The organism is Streptomyces sp. NPDC096311 (assembly GCF_044763085.1).
In the GTDB taxonomy this organism is placed as follows: Bacteria; Actinomycetota; Actinomycetes; order Streptomycetales; family Streptomycetaceae; genus Streptomyces.
In genome coordinates, this window is record NZ_JBIWFN010000010.1 from 403,328 (window position 1) to 422,008 (window position 18,681).

General features: G+C 70.0%; 14 protein-coding genes. 10 read left to right on the top strand and 4 right to left on the bottom strand.

The features are described from left to right. Window positions 1-4: 4 nt before the first annotated feature. The 4 genes from ACIRA5_RS26765 to ACIRA5_RS26780 form a co-directional block, all read right to left on the bottom strand. Window positions 5-832, bottom strand: coding sequence for a hypothetical protein (locus ACIRA5_RS26765; RefSeq protein ID WP_403694433.1), 828 nt, complete (start codon window positions 830-832; stop codon window positions 5-7). A gap of 114 nt (window positions 833-946) precedes the next feature. Continuing rightward, window positions 947-1,660 carry a Crp/Fnr family transcriptional regulator gene (locus tag ACIRA5_RS26770; protein ID WP_403694492.1) on the bottom strand — a complete coding sequence of 238 codons (714 nt, stop codon included), beginning with the start codon at window positions 1,658-1,660 and terminating at the stop codon, window positions 947-949. A gap of 433 nt (window positions 1,661-2,093) precedes the next feature. Then, a complete protein-coding gene (locus ACIRA5_RS26775; RefSeq protein ID WP_403694435.1) occupies window positions 2,094-3,593 on the bottom strand; it encodes a cellulose binding domain-containing protein in 1,500 nt (499 codons plus the stop codon). A gap of 281 nt (window positions 3,594-3,874) precedes the next feature. Continuing rightward, a complete protein-coding gene (locus tag ACIRA5_RS26780; protein WP_403694437.1) occupies window positions 3,875-5,221 on the bottom strand; it encodes a radical SAM protein in 1,347 nt (448 codons plus the stop codon). 358 nt (window positions 5,222-5,579) lie between these two features. Between ACIRA5_RS26780 and ACIRA5_RS26785 the strand changes: the two genes are divergently transcribed. The 10 genes from ACIRA5_RS26785 to ACIRA5_RS26830 all read left to right on the top strand — a co-directional run bounded on the left by ACIRA5_RS26785 (window position 5,580) and on the right by ACIRA5_RS26830 (window position 18,552). Beyond that, window positions 5,580-6,830 carry an FAD-binding protein gene (locus ACIRA5_RS26785; protein WP_403694440.1) on the top strand — a complete coding sequence of 417 codons (1,251 nt, stop codon included), beginning with the start codon at window positions 5,580-5,582 and terminating at the stop codon, window positions 6,828-6,830. A 339-nt stretch (window positions 6,831-7,169) separates the two neighbouring features. Beyond that, the gene (locus ACIRA5_RS26790) at window positions 7,170-8,417 is read left to right on the top strand and encodes an ROK family transcriptional regulator (RefSeq protein ID WP_403694442.1); all 1,248 of its coding nucleotides are present in this window, start codon (window positions 7,170-7,172) and stop codon (window positions 8,415-8,417) included. Window positions 8,418-8,607: 190 nt separating this feature from the next. Next, window positions 8,608-9,870: an ABC transporter substrate-binding protein gene (locus ACIRA5_RS26795; protein ID WP_403694445.1), complete on the top strand. Its 1,263-nt coding sequence runs from the start codon at window positions 8,608-8,610 to the stop codon at window positions 9,868-9,870. 30 nt (window positions 9,871-9,900) lie between these two features. Beyond that, a complete protein-coding gene (locus ACIRA5_RS26800) occupies window positions 9,901-10,863 on the top strand; it encodes a carbohydrate ABC transporter permease (protein WP_403694447.1) in 963 nt (320 codons plus the stop codon). Further along, window positions 10,860-11,741 carry a carbohydrate ABC transporter permease gene (locus ACIRA5_RS26805; RefSeq protein ID WP_403694449.1) on the top strand — a complete coding sequence of 294 codons (882 nt, stop codon included), beginning with the start codon at window positions 10,860-10,862 and terminating at the stop codon, window positions 11,739-11,741. The genes ACIRA5_RS26800 and ACIRA5_RS26805 overlap by 4 nt, the downstream gene beginning before the upstream one ends. Before the next feature lie 42 nt (window positions 11,742-11,783). Next, window positions 11,784-14,690, top strand: a complete 2,907-nt coding sequence (locus ACIRA5_RS26810) for a glycoside hydrolase family 2 TIM barrel-domain containing protein (RefSeq protein WP_403694451.1) — start codon at window positions 11,784-11,786, stop codon at window positions 14,688-14,690. Then, window positions 14,683-15,855 carry an MFS transporter gene (locus ACIRA5_RS26815; RefSeq protein ID WP_403694452.1) on the top strand — a complete coding sequence of 391 codons (1,173 nt, stop codon included), beginning with the start codon at window positions 14,683-14,685 and terminating at the stop codon, window positions 15,853-15,855. The genes ACIRA5_RS26810 and ACIRA5_RS26815 overlap by 8 nt, the downstream gene beginning before the upstream one ends. Continuing rightward, entirely contained in the window at window positions 15,852-16,847 is a 996-nt protein-coding gene (locus tag ACIRA5_RS26820; RefSeq protein ID WP_403694454.1) for an ATP-binding cassette domain-containing protein, read from the top strand. Before ACIRA5_RS26815 ends, ACIRA5_RS26820 begins: the two co-directional genes overlap by 4 nt. Window positions 16,848-16,918: 71 nt before the next feature. Continuing rightward, on the top strand, window positions 16,919-17,653 hold the full coding sequence (locus ACIRA5_RS26825; RefSeq protein WP_403694493.1) for an ABC-2 family transporter protein: 735 nt from the start codon (window positions 16,919-16,921) through the stop codon (window positions 17,651-17,653). A gap of 98 nt (window positions 17,654-17,751) precedes the next feature. Next, entirely contained in the window at window positions 17,752-18,552 is an 801-nt protein-coding gene (locus tag ACIRA5_RS26830) for an ABC transporter permease (protein WP_403694496.1), read from the top strand. The last annotated feature ends 129 nt before the right edge of the window (window positions 18,553-18,681 follow it).

The following is an 18,681-nucleotide window of genomic DNA, read 5'->3' on the forward strand; positions in this document are numbered from 1 at the left end:
TCGATCAGCCCTTCCGTCGGCCGGCGTCGCCGGTGATCCGCCCGATGTGCACGGGCTGCTGGTAGACGTTGTCGCTGTGCTGCGACATGTCGCCGTGGACGGTGTAGTGGGCACCGGGAGCGTCGGCGCGGTCCTCGCCGTCGACGCCAAGGGCGTCATCGACGTGATCGCCACCCCGGGTGTCATCGACGTCATCGGCGCGGTCGGCGTCAGGTGCTGCCGGTGCGGCGGTGGGGATCTCGGGAGCGGGCCGGCCGGGAAGGTGGAACCAGGCGGTGACCTCGCCCTCCTTGAGCTCCAGGCGGGCGGAGGAGTAGTGCGCGGGCTCGATGAACTTGCCGCCGCTGCTGACCACGTCCTCGTAGAGCGACTGGGAGGTCACCAGCACGAGGTCGGCCCGCTCGGCGTCCAGCAGTCGCCGGGCGAGCGGCGAGTCGGCCAACCGGCAGGCGAGGTCGACCGCGCGCCCGCTGATGCCCCGGCCGTCGTGCCGGACAGGCCCGACGTGCATGCCCACCCGAAGCCCGAGGGGGACGCGCAGGCCGCGGTTCTCGTCCCGCAGATTCTCGTGCACCTCGACCATCCACAGGCCGAGCAGCCGGGTCACCGCGATCCGGCCGGCCACCGACAGCAGCACACCGTCGCCGCGGTCCTCCATGTGTACGGCGTCCCGCGCCACCTTGGCGTGCGTGAAGGCCGCCTCCAGCACCCGGTAGATCCGCTCGCGCATGCGCTGCTTGTCGACGTCGTCGTATTCCCCGGAACGCCGGGCGTCGACGCTGATCACCAACTCGTAGCGTGCTTCGGTGAGATCCATCGCGTCGTGGTCCACCCCGTGCCCCCTTGTTCTCTCCACTTGCCGTCCCCCTCAGCGTCGGGCCCGGGGACGAAGGCCGTCTGTAGCCGTTTACACACGACGAGGCGTGAGTTACGGCAAGGCGTGGGTCTACTCCTGATGACCGTCCGCGAGGAGTGCGAGCAGTTCGGGGTCGAGGATCTCCACCATCCGGTTGCCGGTCCGTACGACGTGCTGGGTGCGCAGCAGCTTCAGTGCCTTGGCGACGGCTTCCCGGGTGGCTCCGATGGTGGCGGCCAGTTCGTCCTGAGCCAGTTGGACGACGGTGCCCATGTGCGTGGCGCCGCCCGGTACGGCCGGGTGGTAGGGGCCGGACGGCTCGGCTCTCGACAGTTCGGTGAGCCGGCTGGCCAGCCGTTGCAGCACGGTGAGCGAGGCGAGCGCGGACCGCTCCTGGTCGGCGCTGCGCAGCCGGAAGGTGAGCTGGCGTATCACCAGACCGCTGACGCGGGGGTGCAGGGCGAGGAACCGGCGGAACGCGTCCCCGGATATGACCTGGGTCTCGGTCGGACCCAGCGCGCGCACGGTGGCGCTGCGGGGATGCGGGTCCAGGGCGGCCATCTCGCCGAGCAGTTCACCGGGACCCCGCAGACCGAGTATCAGCCGCGTGGCACCCCGGTCCGTCGCCACGGAAACGGTCACCCAGCCCCGAATGATGATCAGGACGTGACTGGACCGGTCGCCCTCGGTCAGAAGATGGGCATCGGCCGCGTAGTGCTTCCGGCTGCCGAGAGCCATCACGCTCTCGCGCTCCTGCGGGGTCAGAGCGCGTGCGAAAGCCAGCTCATTGCCGAGCAGCCCCATGGCCACGCCCCCCGCCGCAATCATGCCGCCTGACTTTTCAGAGGCGTTGATGGTGGCAGAGCGAAGCATTGAGCCGAGTGAATTACGCCAGATCGCCAGTACTGGTCGGTAAGTGCCGAAGTGCCAGGTGGGTCGCCCGGGAGTGCCGTCCCCTCAGGACGCCCCCACCACCGGTGACCGCGGCCGAACCGTCCGCCTCCACTCCCGCCCCACCGACGACCGTGAGGTCAGGACCCACGCCGAACGGCCGGCCCCGTCGACACGGGGAACCGGCCAGGGCGGTGGACTTGGCGAAAAATCAGGTTTCCGCCGCCGGAGAGGTGGTGGGGAGGTGGTGACGGGGTGAGAGGACGGTGTCTGGTTCTTCGCGCGTCACACCGGCTCGCTGCGCGTCACAGCGGCTCGTCGCGCGTCACACCGGTCGGCCGGATGTTCAGCCGGCGGCCTGGCAACTGGCCGTGTTGAGGGTGAAGTTGCGCGCGGCCGAGTTGGAGCCGGTCCAGGAACCGAGGAAGCCGAAGGTGAAGGTGCCGTTCGCGGCGACGGTCTTGTTGTAGTCGGCGGCGGTGGCCGTGACGTGGGAGTCCTTCTGGGTGAAGGTGCCGTCCCACATCTGGCCCACGCGCTGGCCGTCCTTGAAGGTCCAGCCGAGGCTCCAGGTGGCGAGGGCCTTGGTGGAGGTGACGGTGACGGTGGCCTGGAAGCCGTCCGGCCACTCGCTCACGATCTCGTACTTCACCCGGCAGTCCGGCGCGGCACTCTTCGTGGAACCCTTCGCCCCGCCCTGCTTCCCCGCGGGCGACGAGGACTCGCCCTGGGCCTCCTGATCGGAGTTGCCCGCCGGACGCGAGGTCGAGTCCGCCACCGCGGGCGAACCCGCCGTCCCCGACCCCGACTTCGTCTTCGAGCCCGAGGGGAAGGAGGGGCCCGGGTCCGCCACGGACCGCCCGTCCGTCGACTCGCCCTGCGCGGCGTTCGCGCCGCCGCCCTTCGAGCCGCCGAAGGGCATCAGCGAGACCGTGAGCGCCAGTGCGGACACGAGGACGGCCGTGACCAGGATCCCGGTCCTGCCGATCCGGGGCCGGACCGGCTTGCCCTCGTTCAGCCCCGTGTCCACCGCCGCGTCCGTGCGTCCGCCGATCATGCCGGCCTCGGCGGCGCGGCGCCGCCGTTCGAGATACGCGAGGCCGCCCCAGCCGATCACCCCGCTGGCGAGCGCCGCGGGCAGCCCGCCGCCATGCAGCCGCAGACAGGCGGCGGCCTCCGCGCACTCGACGCAGCGCGCCAGGTGCCGGGAGAGGTCCTCGGGCGTTTCGGCGGTGGGTGAGCGGGTGACCGCGTCGAGGAGCCGCGCATAGCTGCGGCAGTAGGCGTCCATCGGCGTGTCGAGGTGGTTGCGGTGACAGCGGTCCCGGAACAGCGCCCGCACCTGGGCGAGTTCGGAGGACGCGGCCGCCGGATCGAGACCGAGCCGCCGGGCCACCGCGGACATCGGCAGCGACTCGACCTCGGCCAGCCACAGCAGAACGGCGTCCGGCTCCTGCATGTCCCTGAGACCGCGCAGCGCGAGCGGGCGGTGCAGCGGCGGTCCGATGTAGCGGGCGGCCATGTCGGAGTGGAGCCACAGGCGCAGGTCGGGGTCGAGCCGATGGCCGAGCCCGTTCGTCTCCCACGCGGCGGCCACGGTACGGACGGAGGCCAGCAGCAGCGGAATGCGGGGCAGCCTGAGCGCCCGGCGTCCGGTACCGGTACTCTTCGATGCCGCGGTGGCGGCGCGCAGTTCGTCGATGCCGTGTGCGAACGCCTCGGTCGCCAGCCGCGTGGCCGAGGCCGAACCGGACGTGCACAGATCGGCGTACGACAGGACCGCGTCCCAGCACTCCGAGAGCAGTGCGGCCTCGGCGGCGTTCTGGGGGGTCGGCAGGTCGGGCATGGGGGGCTCCTGCATCAACTGCTTCCAGGTGCAACGTCTACAAACGTCTGACCAACGTGATCGTCAACTCACCCTCTATACAAGGGAGTTGAGGCCGTCTCAACGACGGGGCCCCGAGCCTTTCACGCTTCCCACACAACTGACAAGCGAGGTATTCAATTACGGTGGCAAGCGGTTGCGGCGCCGTTCGTCCGAGCGCGCGCAGCCTCCCTCCCGCCGTATGGAAGGTGATACGGAAGGGAGGCCGATACGTCTCGATCGCCGTCGACTTTTAAGAGGTTCTACGGAAGCTTCGGCTCGGCCGCTTCCGCCACCGCGGGTTCCCGCGCCGGGAGACTGTCCATGAAGGAGCTCACCGAGAAGACCGCCTGGCCGGGTCCGGGCGGGCCGTATCCGGGCGGGGAGGACAGCCCGAAGTCCTCCATGGTCGAACGGTAGGCCTCCAGCAGCCGGATGTGGTACTCCAGCGGCGCGCCCTGAGGGTTGGCCTTGCCGAGCGGGGTCGTGGGCTCCGGGCACCAGGTGGTGAAGCGGGGCGTGATGCCGTGCGACATGAAGAAGCGCAGCCCCTCGGTGGTGGAGGCGATGGCCTCGTCGACGGTCGTGAAGCCGAACGGCTCCGCCATCTCCACGCCGGCCACGAAGTTGGGGATCACGTTGCGCGCGCCGAAGACCTCCGCGGAGTCGAGGATGCGCTTGTGCCACTCGTCGCGGCCGACGTAGCGCTCCTTGCCCGGGCAGTACAGCTCGAAGAGCCTCCGGTCCCATACCTCGTAGTTGGGGTGGTAGATCTGCACGCCGTAGTCCTTGAACCGCTGCACGTCGTCGCGCGGCAGTGCCTGCGCGACGACCTTGCCGATCCAACGCCCCGGGAAGCGCTCCTCGATGGCCTTGGCGTAGTGGCCGTAGAAGTCGGCCTCGTCGCGCCCCTGCAGCTTCGAGGTGATCGCGCCGCCGGTGAGGGTGTACGCGGTGGAGGCCTTCGCCGTGTCGTACCGGTCGATGATCTCCAGGGCTTCAAGGACCTCCTCGACGTCCTTGACCCCGGTGTACGGGCGCCCCGCCGCCTTGTGCTGGCGCCAGTTGTGGTTGATGTCGCAGTACTGGCACTCCTCCTTGGCACCGAAGTACTGACAGACCCGGAAGACGGTGAGGTAGATCAGGTAGCCCCACTGGATGGTGGGGGCGACCTCCATCACGGACTTCCCGTTGGCGAGCTTGTGCCGGTAGTACTCGGGCATCGGCGGCACGCCGACGTCGGCGATCCGCTTCCCGTCGAGGTAGAGCCCGAGCATCCCTTCCTCGTCGGCGGCGACACGATAGGGCGAGGCGGGGTTGACCCGCACGGAGACGACCGTCCGCCGCAGGTCGTAGGGCCCACCCGTGAGGATGATCTCCTCGGGCGGGCGTCGCAGCGCGGCCTCGCCGAGCTCGGGCAGGGTGCCGTGGTCGAAGGAGAAGATGAAGTACGACTTCGGCTTGACGTCACCGTCCTCGTTGTCGGAGAGCGCCGACTCGTCGAAGGCCACACCTCCGCGGAGCAGATCCTCCTTGAAGACGGCCTCCCGCGGTACGTGCGGGAACCGCTCCATCAGATCCTCGACCAACGCGGTACGGCTGCCGACCATCCCGTTCTCCTCGCTCCCGACTCGTTCAAGTCTCCGTGCTCGACTCCTCACGGTATGCCCCTGCCTGTGCGTCGACCGTGCCGGGTCCCCTCGCGGCGCGATGCGCCTCCGGCGGCAGCGCCGGGCCGGACCCGGGCGCGCCCCAGGTGGCCGCGAACGGCAGGACCCCGGCCCAGAGCCCGAGGACAGCGACGCAGCAAGCGCTCTCTATCACTCCTACCGTAACCGCAGCCCGCCACGCGCGACAGCGGACGGGCCCGGGACACCGGACCGGCCAACCCCGAGGTAGTTTCCAGCAGTGGCCACCGCACGGCCGCGCACGGCGACTTCCCGGGGAGGCACGACAGGGATGACAGGGATGACAGAAACCCTGACCAACTGGGCCGGCAACATCACGTACACCGCCAAGGAACTGCACCGCCCGCACACGCACGACGCCCTCGTGGCGCTCGTCGCGGAGAGCGCACGCGTCCGCGTCCTCGGCAGCGGGCACTCGTTCAACAAGATCGCCGAGCCCGACGACGACGGCGTGCTGGTCTCGCTCACCGCGCTGCCTCCGACCGTGGACGTCGACTCGACCGCCCGTACGGTACGGGTCGCGGGCGGCGTCCGGTACGCGGAACTGGCCCGCCGGGTACACGAGCACGGGTTCGCCCTGCACAACATGGCCTCCCTCCCGCACATCTCCGTGGCGGGCTCGGTGGCGACCGGCACCCACGGCTCGGGCGTCACCAACGGCTCCCTCGCCTCCGCCGTGCGCGAGGTCGAGATCGTCACGGCGGACGGCTCGACCGTCACGATCGGCCGCGAGGACGCGCGCTTCGACGGTGCCGTGACCTCCCTCGGCGTACTCGGTGTCGTCACCTCCCTCACCCTCGGCCTGGAACCGGACTTCGAGGTGAGCCAGCACGTCTTCACCGAACTACCCCTCGCCGGGCTCGACTTCGAGACGGTGGCGGCGACGGCGTACAGCGTGAGTCTCTTCACCGACTGGGGGCGTCCGGGCTTCCGGCAGGTGTGGCTCAAGCGCCGCACCGACCAGCCGCTGCCCGACTTCCCCTGGGCCGCGCCCGCGACCGAGGCGATGCACCCCGTGCCGGGCATGCCCGCCGAGAACTGCACCCAGCAGTTCGCAGTGCCCGGACCGTGGCACGAGCGACTGCCGCACTTCCGGGCGGAGTTCACCCCGAGCAGCGGGGCCGAGCTGCAGTCCGAGTACCTGCTGCCGCGCCCGCACGCGCTCGCGGCGCTGCACGCCCTCGACGCGATCCGCGAGCACATCGCGCCGCTGCTCCGGATCTGCGAGGTGCGCACGGTGGCCGCCGACCGGCAGTGGCTGAGCCCCGCCCACGGCCGGGACACCGTGGCCCTGCACTTCACCTGGGTCGAGGACACGGCGGCCGTCCTGCCGGTGGTGCGTCGGGTCGAGGAGGCGCTGGAGCCATTCGACCCCCGGCCGCACTGGGGCAAGGTGTTCACCACGCCCGGGGAGGTGCTGCGCGGGCGCTACCCACGACTGGACGACTTCAGGGCCCTGGCCGAAACCATGGACCCGGCGGGCAAGTTCACCAACGCCTTCGTGCGGGACTTTGTTCACCCCCTTTCCTAACCCCTTGTCGAAAGTCCTCGCCAGGCCATAGCCTTGCGCCGCGCCGGGACCGCCGAGGGCCTGTCCGGCGGAACAGGTCGCAGGAAACGGGCGGTGCCTCATCGACGCCGGCGAGCGGAGCTTGGTGCGTGCAGTTGCAAGGCGCAGGAGGGAGTCGACGCGATGGGGGTCCCCCTGCTCGAGCGAAGCCGAGAGCTCGGGGGAGTCGCCGAGTGACGACAACGCCGCTGGGGGCACCCCCTGCTCGAAGAGCTTGGGGGGAGGGCGTGCCACGCCCCGCGTCTGCGGCTTGATCCGCCGGACAGGCCCTAGCCCCGCTGTGCGGTACGGAGGACCGAGATGGCAAAGCAGGTGAAGCGGACATCGCGCGACATCCGCACCGCGAACCGCTACGAGGTGCTGCGCCAGATCATCGCCGCGTCCCCCACCTCACGACAGGAGTTGGCGGCGGCCACCGGGCTGAGCCTGGCCACGGTCGCCACGCTCGTCGGTGAACTGCTCGACCTCGGGATGCTGACCGAGGTCGGGTTCGAGGACTCCGCGGGGGGCCGCCCCCGGGGACTCGTGGCCGTCAACGCGTCGGGGGGCGCGCTGATCGGCGTCGACATCGCGGAGACGTACGTCCGCGTGGAGCTGTTCGACCTCGCGCTGAACGTGCTCGCCCGCGCCGCCGAGGACATGCGTCCCGGTGAGAGCCGCCCGGAGCAGGTCGTCGGGCATGTCGCCGCGGCCGTCGGCTCGGTGGTCGCGCAGGCCGGGGTCGAGGGCGCGCGCGTCCTGGGCGTCGGGGTCAGCGTGCCGGGCCAGGTGGACCGCGACACCGGCATCTCCGAGTACGCGCCGAACTGGGACTGGCACGACGTGCCGCTGCTCGACCTGCTGGCCGAGCACATCGCCTACCCCCTCCACCTCGACAACCCGCTGCGTGCCTGCGCGGTCGCCGAGCTGTGGTTCGGCGCGGCCCGCGGTCGCGGGGACGCCGTCGTCGTCAACCTGGGCACGGGAGTCGGTGCCGGACTCGCGCTCGGCGGCGGGCTGCACCGCGGGGTGAGCAACAGCGCGGGCGAGTGGGGCCATACGACGCTGGTGCTCGACGGGCGGCCGTGCCACTGCGGCAACCACGGCTGCGTGGAGACGTACGTCGGGGCGCCCGGGATCATGCGGAACCTGCGGGAGTCGAGCCCGCAGAGCCCGCTGCTGCATCCCGACGACCAGACCGCCACCATCGACGCCCTGTCCCGCGGGGTCGCCGCCGGCGACCCGGTGGCGCTCCAGGTCGTCCGGGACACCGCACGCTATCTCGGCGCGAGTATCGCGGACCTGATCAACCTCCTCAACCCCGAAGTCGTCGTGCTCAGCAGCTGGGTGGCCGCCACGCTCGGCGAGCCGCTGCTGCGCGAGGTGCGCGAGGCCGTCGCCCGGCACGCGCTGCGGCGACCGCTGGCCGCCACCGAGATCGTCCTCTCCCCCATCCCCACCGACCCGGTCTGCCTGGGCGCCGCGACCTTCGCCCTGGAGGGCGCCCTGAATCCGGTGGGCCAGAAGCCCGTCGGCGGCAGGACCGTCCCGCGCCGCACCGCTCTCTAGGGAGCCGTGGGCCGCCGGGCCGGCGGTCCGCCAACTTGCCCTGCCCACACCCCCGTTCGATCCGCCGAACCGCAGACAACGCTTCGAACAGACTTCGTCCAACCCCTTGCCGAAGCCTTAACCGAAGGTTAGCGTCCCGCACCTCACAGCGATTTCGAGCCGCAGCCGTACAAGAGACAAGGACGTCACCATGTCGGCAATGAGCAGCAACTGGGACCGTCGATCCGTCCTGCGGGCCGCAGCGGGGCTGGCCGCGCTGGGGCCGCTGGCCGCATGCGGAAGCAACAACGGGCGTTCCGGGGGCGGGAGTTCAGGCAAGTCCATCAAGCAGTACTTCCACGCGTACGGCGAGGCCGGCGTCGAGGACGCCCTCAAGCGGTACGCGAAGGGCTACGACAAGGCCGCGGTGAACACGCAGTGGATCACCAGCGCGGACTACGAGAGCAAGCTCTTCTCCGCACTGCTCACCGACAACGCCCCCGACGTGTTCGAGTTCCACCCGCAGATCCAGCTCATCAAGAGCGGTCAGGTGGCGGACCTGAGCGACATCATCGATCCGGTCAAGTCCGACTTCAACCCGGCCGACATCGCCTCGCACACGGTGGACGGGAAGATATACGGCGTCCGGATGATCGACGACCCGCAGTTCTTCTTCTACCGCAAGTCCGTGCTGGAGAAGGCGAAGATCCAGCCGCCGACCACCCTCGACGAGCTGATCGAGGCCGCGGCGAAGCTCACCACCGGCAAGGTCAAGGGCCTGTTCATCGGCAACGACCTGCACGCGGTCATCAGCCCGATGATCTGGTCGGCCGGCGCCGACACCCTCGACGCGAAGAACCAGATCGCGTACCACACGGAGGGCGTCAAGGAGGGCATCAAGAAGATGCGCCAGCTGTTCACCAGCGGCCATCTGCTCCTGGACGCCCCGACCGACTACTGGGACCCCTCCGCGATCGTGCAGGGTCTGACCCCCATCCAGTTCTGCGGTATGTGGGCCATGCCGGTCATGCAGAAGGCGCTCGGCGACGACCTCGGGATCTTCCCCTTCCCGAAGGTCACGGACTCCGGCAAGCAGTCGGTCTACAACGGCGGCTGGTCGATGTTCGTCAACGCCAAGGGCAAGAACGCCGACCTGGCCAAGGAGTACGTGAAGTGGCTGTGGATCGAGCAGAAGAAGTACCAGGAGGACTTCGCGGTGTCGTACGGCTTCCACATCCCGCCTCGCACCTCGATCGCCGCGTCGGCCACGAAGCTCAAGACCGGCCTGCCCGCCGAGGGCGTCAAGCTCTTCAACGACTTCGGTCACTTCGACAACATCGGCTGGACCCAGGCCATGATCACCGCGTTGGAGGACGTCTTCGCCAACAGCGTCCGCAAGAACGCTGACCCGGAGGCCTCTCTCGACCAGGCCGACAAGACGGTCAACCGCGAGCTCAAGAAGCTCTTCGGATAGCCGGACGGAGACCGACGGACGGGTTTCGACATGTCGACCACCACCACGCGCGGTGTCGCGCGCCCCGCCTCGGCCAAGGCCTCACCGGCCAGGCCGCGGCGGGGGCTGCGGGGCAGCAGCACCTTCAACTTCTGGCTCTTCACGAGCCCTTTCCTCATCGGCCTGACGGTCTTCGTCTATGTGCCGATCGGCTGGAGCCTCTGGCTGAGCTTCTTCGAGGCGCGCTTCACGGTGACGCCGAGCAAGTTCGTCGGTTTCGACAACTACTGGCAGATGCTGCAGGACAGCAAATTCACCGGCTCGCTCGTCACCTTCACCGTCTTCGCCGCCTTCATCGTGCCCGCCACCTGGGCCCTGTCGCTGGGTCTCGCCCTGCTGGTCAACCGGCTGCGTTTCATGAAGGCGTTCTTCCGGTCCGTCTTCTTCCTGCCGACCGCGTGCAGTTATGTCGCCGCCGCGCTGATCTGGAAGATGTCGATGTTCAGCGGGGTCCGCTTCGGCCTGATGAACACGATCCTCGGCTGGTTCGGCGTCGAGAACATCGCCTGGCTCGCCAACCCCGATCCGCCCTGGTACTGGCTGGTCATCGTGACGCTGCGGCTGTGGCTGCAGGCCGGTTTCTACATGATCCTGTTCCTCGCCGCGCTGCAGAACATCCCGCCCGAGCTGTACGAGGCCGCCGCCATCGACGGCGCCAAGCCCGGCTGGCAGACCTTCCGTTACATCACCCTGCCGCAGCTGCGGGCCACCTCCACCGCGGTGATCCTGCTGCTGGTCATCGCCGCCTACCAGGCCTTCGACGAGTTCTTCAACCTGCTGGCGAAGACGACCTGGGGCCGGCCGCCGCTCGTCGAGCTGTACTACACCGCGCTCGGCGAGAGCCAGGACTACGGCGAGGGCAGCGCGGGCGCGGTGATCCTCACCCTGCTGATCCTCATCGTGACACTGGCGCAGGGCAAGTTCCTGGGCTTCGGAAGGGGTGACGACAAGTGACCGCCACCGTGCCTCCGGTCGCTCCGGCCGACAAGCCGCGCCGCGTCAAGCGCGGCAGCGTCATCGGCAACACCGGCCTGTACGTCTCCATCGGCGTCGCCGCCCTGCTCTTCCTGGTCCCCTTCTATCTGATCGTCCGCAACGCGCTGTCGACGGACCCCGAAATCACCGGCGAGAACTGGAAGTTCTTCCCCACCAGCCCCCAGTGGGGCAACGTCACCGAGCTGTTCCACGACACGACGGTCGATTTCGGCCGTTCCCTGTTCAACTCCGCGGTCGTCGCCGTTCTGATCACGGTGGGCACCCTGCTGGTCTGCTCGCTCGCCGGCTACGGCCTGGCCCGTATCCCGTACAAGCACGCCAACAAGATCTTCTACATGGTCCTGGGGACCCTGATGGTGCCGCCCGCCGTCACCTTCGTGCCGAGCTTCGTACTGGTCTCCTCGCTGGGCTGGGTGGACAGCTACCGGGGTCTCGTCATTCCGGTGCTCTTCAGTGGTTTCGCCTGCTTCCTCTTCCGGCAGTACTTCCTGGGGTTCCCCAAGGAGTTGGAGGAGGCGGCGCGCGTGGACGGGCTCGGCTACTGGGGTGCGTACTGGCGCATCGTCGTACCGAACTCCCTGAACTTCTTCGCCGCGATCGCGACCATCACCTTCATCAGCGGCTGGAACGCCTTCCTGTGGCCGCTGGTCATCGGCCAGGACCCGAGCGCCTGGACGGTACAGATCGCGCTCTCCTCGTACATGACCAACCAGACCGTCAACTACCACCTGATCTTCATGGCCACCGCCATCTCCATCCTGCCTCTGGTGTTCGTGTTCCTCTTCCTCCAGCGCTGGCTGGTGCAAGGGGTCGCGCAGACGGGCATCAAGGGCTGATCGACACGCCAGACGGGCACCAAGGGACGATCTAGGAGACCGATGTCTTTCCGCACGACTTCCGCCATTGACTACGTCGAGGACGTCTCGCCGGGCAGTGGGGCGCTCCCGCCACGCGCCCGGTACGCGTCCTCGGACGCGCGGTCCTTGTCACTGAACGGCAGTTGGCGCTTCCGTCTGTCCCCCACCGCCGACGCCGAGGACGACTCGTTCGCGGCGGAGGGGTTCGATGCCGGGGACTGGGCCGAGGTGTCCGTCCCCGGCCACTGGGTCCTCCAGGGGCACGGTTCACCGATCTACACCAACCACCTCTACCCGTTCCCGGTCGACCCGCCGCGCGTGCCGACCGGGAACCCGACCGGCGATCATCTGCACACCTTCGACCTGCCGTACGACTGGCCCTCGGACGGCGGGGCGGTGCTGCGCTTCGACGGGGTCGAGTCCTGTGCCAGGGTCTGGCTGAACGGCACCGACATCGGGGAGTTCAAGGGGTCGCGGCTGCCGCACGAGTTCGCGGTCGGCCATCTGCTGAAGCCGGGCGGCAATGCGCTGGCGGTCCGTGTCCACCAGTGGTCGGCGGGCTCGTACCTGGAGGACCAGGACCAGTGGTGGCTGCCGGGCATCTTCCGGGACGTCACGCTCCTGCACCGCCCGGCGGGCGGCGTCCTCGACTTCTTCGTGCACGCCTCCTACGACCACGTCGAAGGCCTCGGGACCCTGCGCGTCGACTCCGACGTCGACGGCCGGGTCACCGTGCCCGGCCTCGACATCGATGTCGCGACCGGCGCGTCGGTCACCGTCCCGGTGCTGCCGTGGACGGCCGAGACACCCCAGCTGTACGACGGTGTGCTCGCGACCGAGGGCGAGCGCGTCCCGCTGCGCGTCGGCTTCCGCACGGTCGCCCTGAAGGACGGCCTGATCAAGGTCAACGGCACACCGCTCCTCTTCAAGGGCGTCAACCGGCACGAATGGCACCCGGAGCGGGGCCGGGCCCTGGACCTGGAGACCATGCGCGAGGACGTGCTGCTGATGAAGCGGCACAACATCAACGCGGTGCGCACCTCGCACTATCCGCCGCACCCCGCCTTCCTCGACCTGTGCGACGAGTACGGCCTGTGGGTCGTCGACGAGTGCGACCTCGAGACGCACGGCTTCACCGAGCAGGCCTGGCGCGACAACCCCGTCGACGACGACCGCTGGACCCCGGCCCTGCTCGACCGGGCGGCCCGTATGGTCGAGCGCGACAAGAACCACCCCTCCGTCGTCATCTGGTCTCTCGGCAACGAGGCCGGCACCGGGCGCGGGCTGACCGCCATGGCCGAGTGGATCCGCGGCCGGGACGGCTCACGCCTCCTCCACTACGAGGGTGACATCGACTGCCGTGACACGGACGTCTACTCGCGGATGTACGCCGACCACGCCGAGGTCGAGAGGATAGGCCGCGGCCTCGACGGCGGCACCCACAAGCGCCGCGGACTCCCCTTCATCCTCTGCGAGTACGGGCACGCCATGGGCAACGGTCCCGGCGGGATCGCGGACTACCAGCACCTGTTCGAGACGTACGACCGCATCCAGGGCGGCTTCATCTGGGAGTGGATCGACCACGGCATCAAGGACGAGCGGTACGGGTTCGCCTACGGCGGCGACTTCGGCGAGGAGCTGCACGACGGGAACTTCGTCTGCGACGGGCTGCTCTTCCCCGACCGGACCCCGTCCCCGGGCCTTGCCGAGTACAAGAAGGTGATCGAGCCGGTCCGGATCGTCGGATGGGGGTCCCCCCTGCTCGAGCGGAGCCGAGAGCTTGGGGGAGCGGCGGACGGGAGCGTGCGGGTCACCAACGGCTACGACTTCGCGGATCTCTCCGCGCTCGCCTTCGAGTGGTCCTACCAGGTCGACGGGGAGACCGTCGAGGCGGGCGTCCTGTCGGTGCCGGAGCTCGCCCCGGGCGAATCGGCGGACGTGAAGCTGCCGGATCAGCCGGCCGGCTCAGGGGGCGGGGAGACCCAGTGGACGGTACGGGCGACGCTCGCGGCCGACACCGCGTGGGGGCCGAAGGACCACCTGGTGGCCTGGGCGCAGTTCCCGCTCTCGGCACGGCCCTTGACCGCCGTGGCGCAGAGCGACGGACCGGTCCTCGGCGAGGGGCAGATCACCCTGGGCCCGGCGGCCTTCGACGCCCGTACGGGCGCGCTGCGGTCGATCGGCGGGGTCGATGTCAGGGGACTGCGTCTGGACGTGTGGCGTGCGCCGACCGACAACGACAACGGGGCCGCCTGGCAGCCGGATCTGCGCTACGGCCCGCTCTGGCGGGAGCTGGGCCTGCACCGGATGCACCACCGGCTGGAAGCGGTGGAGTTGGGCGACGACGCGCTGACCGTACGGACCCGGGTGGCACCCGCCGCCCGCGAGGTGGCCCTGCGCACGGTCTACCGGTGGACGTCCGACGGAACGCGGCTGCGGCTGACCGTGTCCGTGGCACCCGAGGGCGACTGGAGGCTGCCGCTGCCCCGGCTCGGGATCCGGCTGAGGCTCGCGGGCTCGGTACACGGGGCGAGGTGGTTCGGCGGCGGCCCCGGCGAGGCCTACCCGGACACCAAGTCCGCCTCCATGGTGGGGTGTTGGGAGTCGACCATCGACGGACTCCAGACGCCGTACGTCCGTCCGCAGGAGAACGGCGCTCGGGCCGACGTCCGCTGGGTGGAGATCGGCGGGCTGCGGGTCGAGGGCGAGCCGGAGTTCTGGTTCACCGCGCGCCGCTGGACGTCGGAGCAGCTCGACGCGGCCGAGCATCCGACCGATCTGAAGGCCGGTGACACGGTCTGGGTCAATCTCGACCACGGGCAGCAGGGCATCGGCTCGCAGTCGTGCGGTCCGGGCGTGCTTCCGCAGTACCAACTGCGGCCCGCGCCCGCCGAATTCACGTTCCACTTCTCGGAGATCCATGGCTGACACCCTCACGAGGACCGCGGCCGGTCGGCAGCTTTTCAGCCGACCGGCCGCGGTCGCGTCGTGTATCGGATTCGTCCTCATCGGCATGCTGCAAGCGCTCTACGGCCCGGCGGTCCCGGGCCTGCGCGCGCAGTACGGCCTCTCCCCCTCGGCGGCGGGTCTCGGTCTGAGCCTGCACTTCACCGGGGGTGTCGCGGGCGTCCTCGCCTTCAACGCGATTCACTCCCGGATCTCCAACAGAGCGATGCTGGCGGCGAGTTACGCGCTGATGGCGGCGGGCGGCGCGGGCTTCGCACTCGCTGCGAACTGGCCGCTCGCGCTCGCCGCCGCCTTTCTCGGCGGCCTCGGCTTCGGCGGGATCGACTACGGCCTCAACCAGCTGTTCGCGGTCGGCTTCGGCGACCGTTCGACGGCCATGCTGAACGTCCTCAACGCGCACTTCGGCATCGGCGCGGTCCTCGGCCCGGCACTGGTCGCGTGGCTGGGGCCCGACGACTACCCCTACGCCTTCGGAGCGTGCGCGGTGCTCGCGGGGGCGCTGATCCTGTGCACGGGAGGGGTGCGCAGCGAGGCACCGCCCGTCTCCCCGGCCGGGCGGCCCGCCGCTTCCGGTGGCCTGCTCTCCCGCGTCCTGGTGGGCTTCCTGCTCCTCTACATCCTGAACGTCGGCGTCGAGGCGGGCGTCGGCGGCTGGGAACCCACCCACCTGGAGACCGTCGGCTACGGCGCGACGGTCGCCGCCTCCGCCACCTCCGTCTACTGGCTGATGATGACCGCGGGCCGCTTCCTCGTCGTCCCGATCACCCTGCGGTACGCGCCCCAACGCATCCTCGCGGTCTGCGCGGCCGGGATGACCGCGTGCCTGCTGCTGGCGCTGATCCCCGGAGCGGCGCCGGTGGCGTACGCCGGTGTGGGTCTGTTCATCGCGCCCGTCTTCCCGACCGGCCTGCCGTGGCTCAACAAGGCTCTCCCCCAGACGAAGAGGGCCGGGGCCTGGGTGATCGCGGCGTCGATGATCGGCGGGGTGGCGGCCCCTGCGCTGCTCGGCGTGGGCATCGAGGCGTCGGGGATCCACGCCGTCCCCTGGCTGCTGACCGCCCTGTCCGCGGCCTCGCTCGTGGCCACCCTGTGGCTGATCGCACTGACTCGGAAGGCGTCCGCATGAGCGGCAGCATCCAGGTCCGGGGGCTGTCCCGGACCTTTCACACCACCGTGCGCCGCCCGGGCTTCTCGGGCGCGCTCAAGTCCCTCGTCAAGCCCGAGCGGGTCGCGAAGGACGCCGTCTGCGACGTCACCTTCGAGGTGGCGCCCGGTGAACTGCTCGCGCTGCTCGGCCCGAACGGCGCCGGCAAGTCCACCACCATCAAGATGCTCACCGGCATCCTCACCCCGACCTCCGGCGAGGCGCGCGTCGCGGGCGTCGTCCCGTACCAGGAGCGCGAGCGCAACGCACGCAACATCGGGGCGGTGTTCGGACAGCGCACCCAGCTGTGGTGGGACCTGCCGGTGCGTGAGTCCTTCGCGATCCTGCGGGACATCTACGGGGTGCCGGAGCGTGAGCACCGCGTCCGGCTCGGCGAGTTCGACGAACTGCTCGCCCTCTCCTCCTTCTGGGACACCCGCGTACGCCATCTCTCCCTCGGCCAGCGGGTGCGGTGCGACCTCGCCGCCGCGCTGCTGCACGACCCGCCCGTGGTGTTCCTCGACGAACCCACCATCGGCATGGACGTGGTGGTCAAGGAACAGGTGCGCGGCTTCCTCAAGCACCAGGTGGAGGAGCGCGGCCGGACCGTGCTGCTCACCACGCACGACATGACGGAGGTCGAGCGACTCGCCGAGCGGGTCGTCCTCATCAACCACGGTCGGCTCGTCCTCGACGGCACCCTGGACGAGATCAGGCGCAGGTTCGGCTCGACCTGGCAGGTGCGGGCCACGCTCGCCGATCCACAGGCGGCGATCGCCCCGCCGCCGGGCATCGTACTGCTGCGCCGCGAGGGCCCCCAGGTGGTGTTCGGGCCGGACGGGCCCGGCGCCCCGACGGTCCACCAGGCGCTCAAGCAGGTCGTCGAGCGGTACGAGGTGACCGACCTCGCGATCGACGAGGCGGACCTGGAGGACGTGATGCGGGCGGCCTACGTCCAGGCGGAGGCCGCGTGAGCACGGCCGTCCCCGGCGGCTGGCGGGCCGCCCGGGTCACCCCGCTCGGCGAGCTGCACACCCCGCCCCGGATGACCGCCGCGCTGCTGCGTCTCGTCGTGCAGGTGGTGCTGGTGGCCTCGCTGTGGCGCGGCCTGTACGCGACGACCGGCACCACCGCGGGCCTCACCCGCGACCAGGCCGTCACCTACGCCGTGCTCGCCGTTCTGGCCACCCGGATCAGGGCGTTGGACCAGTACTCGGGCCGGGACACCGTCCAGCAGCACATGCACTTCGGCACCATCGTGTACTGGTATCTGCGCCCGCTGCCCCCGCAGCGCTACTACGCGTTGCGGGCGCTCGGCGAACAACTCTACGGATTCATCTGGGCGTTGACCGGATACGCGGTGTGTCTGGCCGTCGGGTTCGTACAGCCGCCCGGGTCGGCGGCCGTCGCGGCGTTGTTCGGGCTGAGTGTGCTGCTCGGCCAGTGGGTTCTGTATTACGTGATGCTGGTCATCGACCAGCTGTGCTTCTGGACGCTCCGCAACGGCGCCGCGATCCTGATCCTGGTCTTCGCGCAGAACCTGCTGTCCGGGGTGTACGCGCCGCTGTGGTTCTTCCCCGACTGGTTCATCACGCTCAGCCGCTTCCTCCCTTTCCAGGCGACGCTGAGTGTGCCGCTGTCGCTGTATGTGGGCCGGATCCCGGTCTCGCAGGCGGGTCCCCAACTCGCCCTGCAGGCCGCGTGGGTGGTGGCGCTCGCCCTGTTCACCCGGCTGCTGTGGCGCCGGGCCGCCCGGCGTGTGATCTCGCAGGGAGGCTGAGCATGACGGACGGACTGCACATGACGCACAGGCCGAACACGCCGGACGGGCCGAACACGACGGGCGGGCCGAACACGACGGGCGGGCTCGGCACATCACTGAAATCCCTGCGGATCGTGTGGCGCATCACGCGTCTCAACTTCCGCGCACAGCTGGAGTACCGCTCCGAGTTCCTGCTGATGATCGCGATCGGCGCGATCTGGCAGGTGTCGGTGATCGTGTTCGCGACGGTGCTGCTCACCCGGTTCACCGGGATGGGCGGCTGGGCGAGCCAGGACGTGCTGCTGATCGCCGCCACGCGGATGCTGGCGCACGGCCTGTTCGTGCTCCTCCTGGGCCGGGTGCACGGACTGGCCCGGCACATCCAGGAGGGCGTGATCGACACGTATCTGGTCCGCCCCATGCCGGTCCACCGGCAGCTCCAGCTCTCCGTCTTCCCCACGAACGCGATCGGCGACCTGACGGTGGCGACCGGGCTGATGGTGGGCGCGCTGACCCGCAGCCAGCTGGACTGGAACGCGGCCCGGATCTCGTACCTCGTCGTCTGTGTGCTGGGCGGGATGCTCTTGGAGGCGGCCCTGTTCACGGCGGTGGCCTGTGCGTCGCTGCGCTTCCCGGCCGCCGACTACTGGGGGCGCTGGCTGGAGGAACTGCTCGGCACGTTCGGCAGCTATCCGCTCAACGTGCTGCCGCGCGCGGTCGGCGGTTTCCTCACCTTCGGACTGCCGCTGGCCTTCGTCGCCTACTTCCCCGCCGCCGTGCTGACCGGACACGGCGGCGACTCGGGGGTGCCGTACTGGCTGGCGGCGGCCTCACCGCTGGTGGGGCTGCTCGCCTATCTGGGCGCGCGGCTGCTGTGGCGCTGGAGCCTCGGCCACTACTCCGGGGTCAACGGCTGACGACCGGTGCGCCGGCCCCGTCCGTACGGGGCCCGCGCACCCGGGTGAGCCGGGGCACCAAGGCGCCCAGCCCCCCCCCCGCGCCCCCGACCCAGCCCACCCCCCCCCGGCCCGGGGGCCCCCCGGTCC

Bases quoted from the DNA above. Each gene is read 5' to 3' on its own strand.
- ACIRA5_RS26770 (WP_403694492.1), bottom strand. From the start codon at position 1,660: ATGGGGCTGCTCGGCAATGAGCTGGCTTTCGCACGCGCTCTGACCCCG.
- ACIRA5_RS26775 (WP_403694435.1), bottom strand. From the start codon at position 3,593: ATGCCCGACCTGCCGACCCCCCAGAACGCCGCCGAGGCCGCACTGCTC.
- ACIRA5_RS26780 (WP_403694437.1), bottom strand. From the start codon at position 5,221: ATGGTCGGCAGCCGTACCGCGTTGGTCGAGGATCTGATGGAGCGGTTC.
- ACIRA5_RS26785 (WP_403694440.1), top strand. From the start codon at position 5,580: ATGACAGAAACCCTGACCAACTGGGCCGGCAACATCACGTACACCGCC.
- ACIRA5_RS26790 (WP_403694442.1), top strand. From the start codon at position 7,170: ATGGCAAAGCAGGTGAAGCGGACATCGCGCGACATCCGCACCGCGAAC.
- ACIRA5_RS26795 (WP_403694445.1), top strand. From the start codon at position 8,608: ATGTCGGCAATGAGCAGCAACTGGGACCGTCGATCCGTCCTGCGGGCC.
- ACIRA5_RS26800 (WP_403694447.1), top strand. From the start codon at position 9,901: ATGTCGACCACCACCACGCGCGGTGTCGCGCGCCCCGCCTCGGCCAAG.
- ACIRA5_RS26810 (WP_403694451.1), top strand. From the start codon at position 11,784: ATGTCTTTCCGCACGACTTCCGCCATTGACTACGTCGAGGACGTCTCG.
- ACIRA5_RS26815 (WP_403694452.1), top strand. From the start codon at position 14,683: ATGGCTGACACCCTCACGAGGACCGCGGCCGGTCGGCAGCTTTTCAGC.
- ACIRA5_RS26820 (WP_403694454.1), top strand. From the start codon at position 15,852: ATGAGCGGCAGCATCCAGGTCCGGGGGCTGTCCCGGACCTTTCACACC.
- ACIRA5_RS26825 (WP_403694493.1), top strand. From the start codon at position 16,919: ATGACCGCCGCGCTGCTGCGTCTCGTCGTGCAGGTGGTGCTGGTGGCC.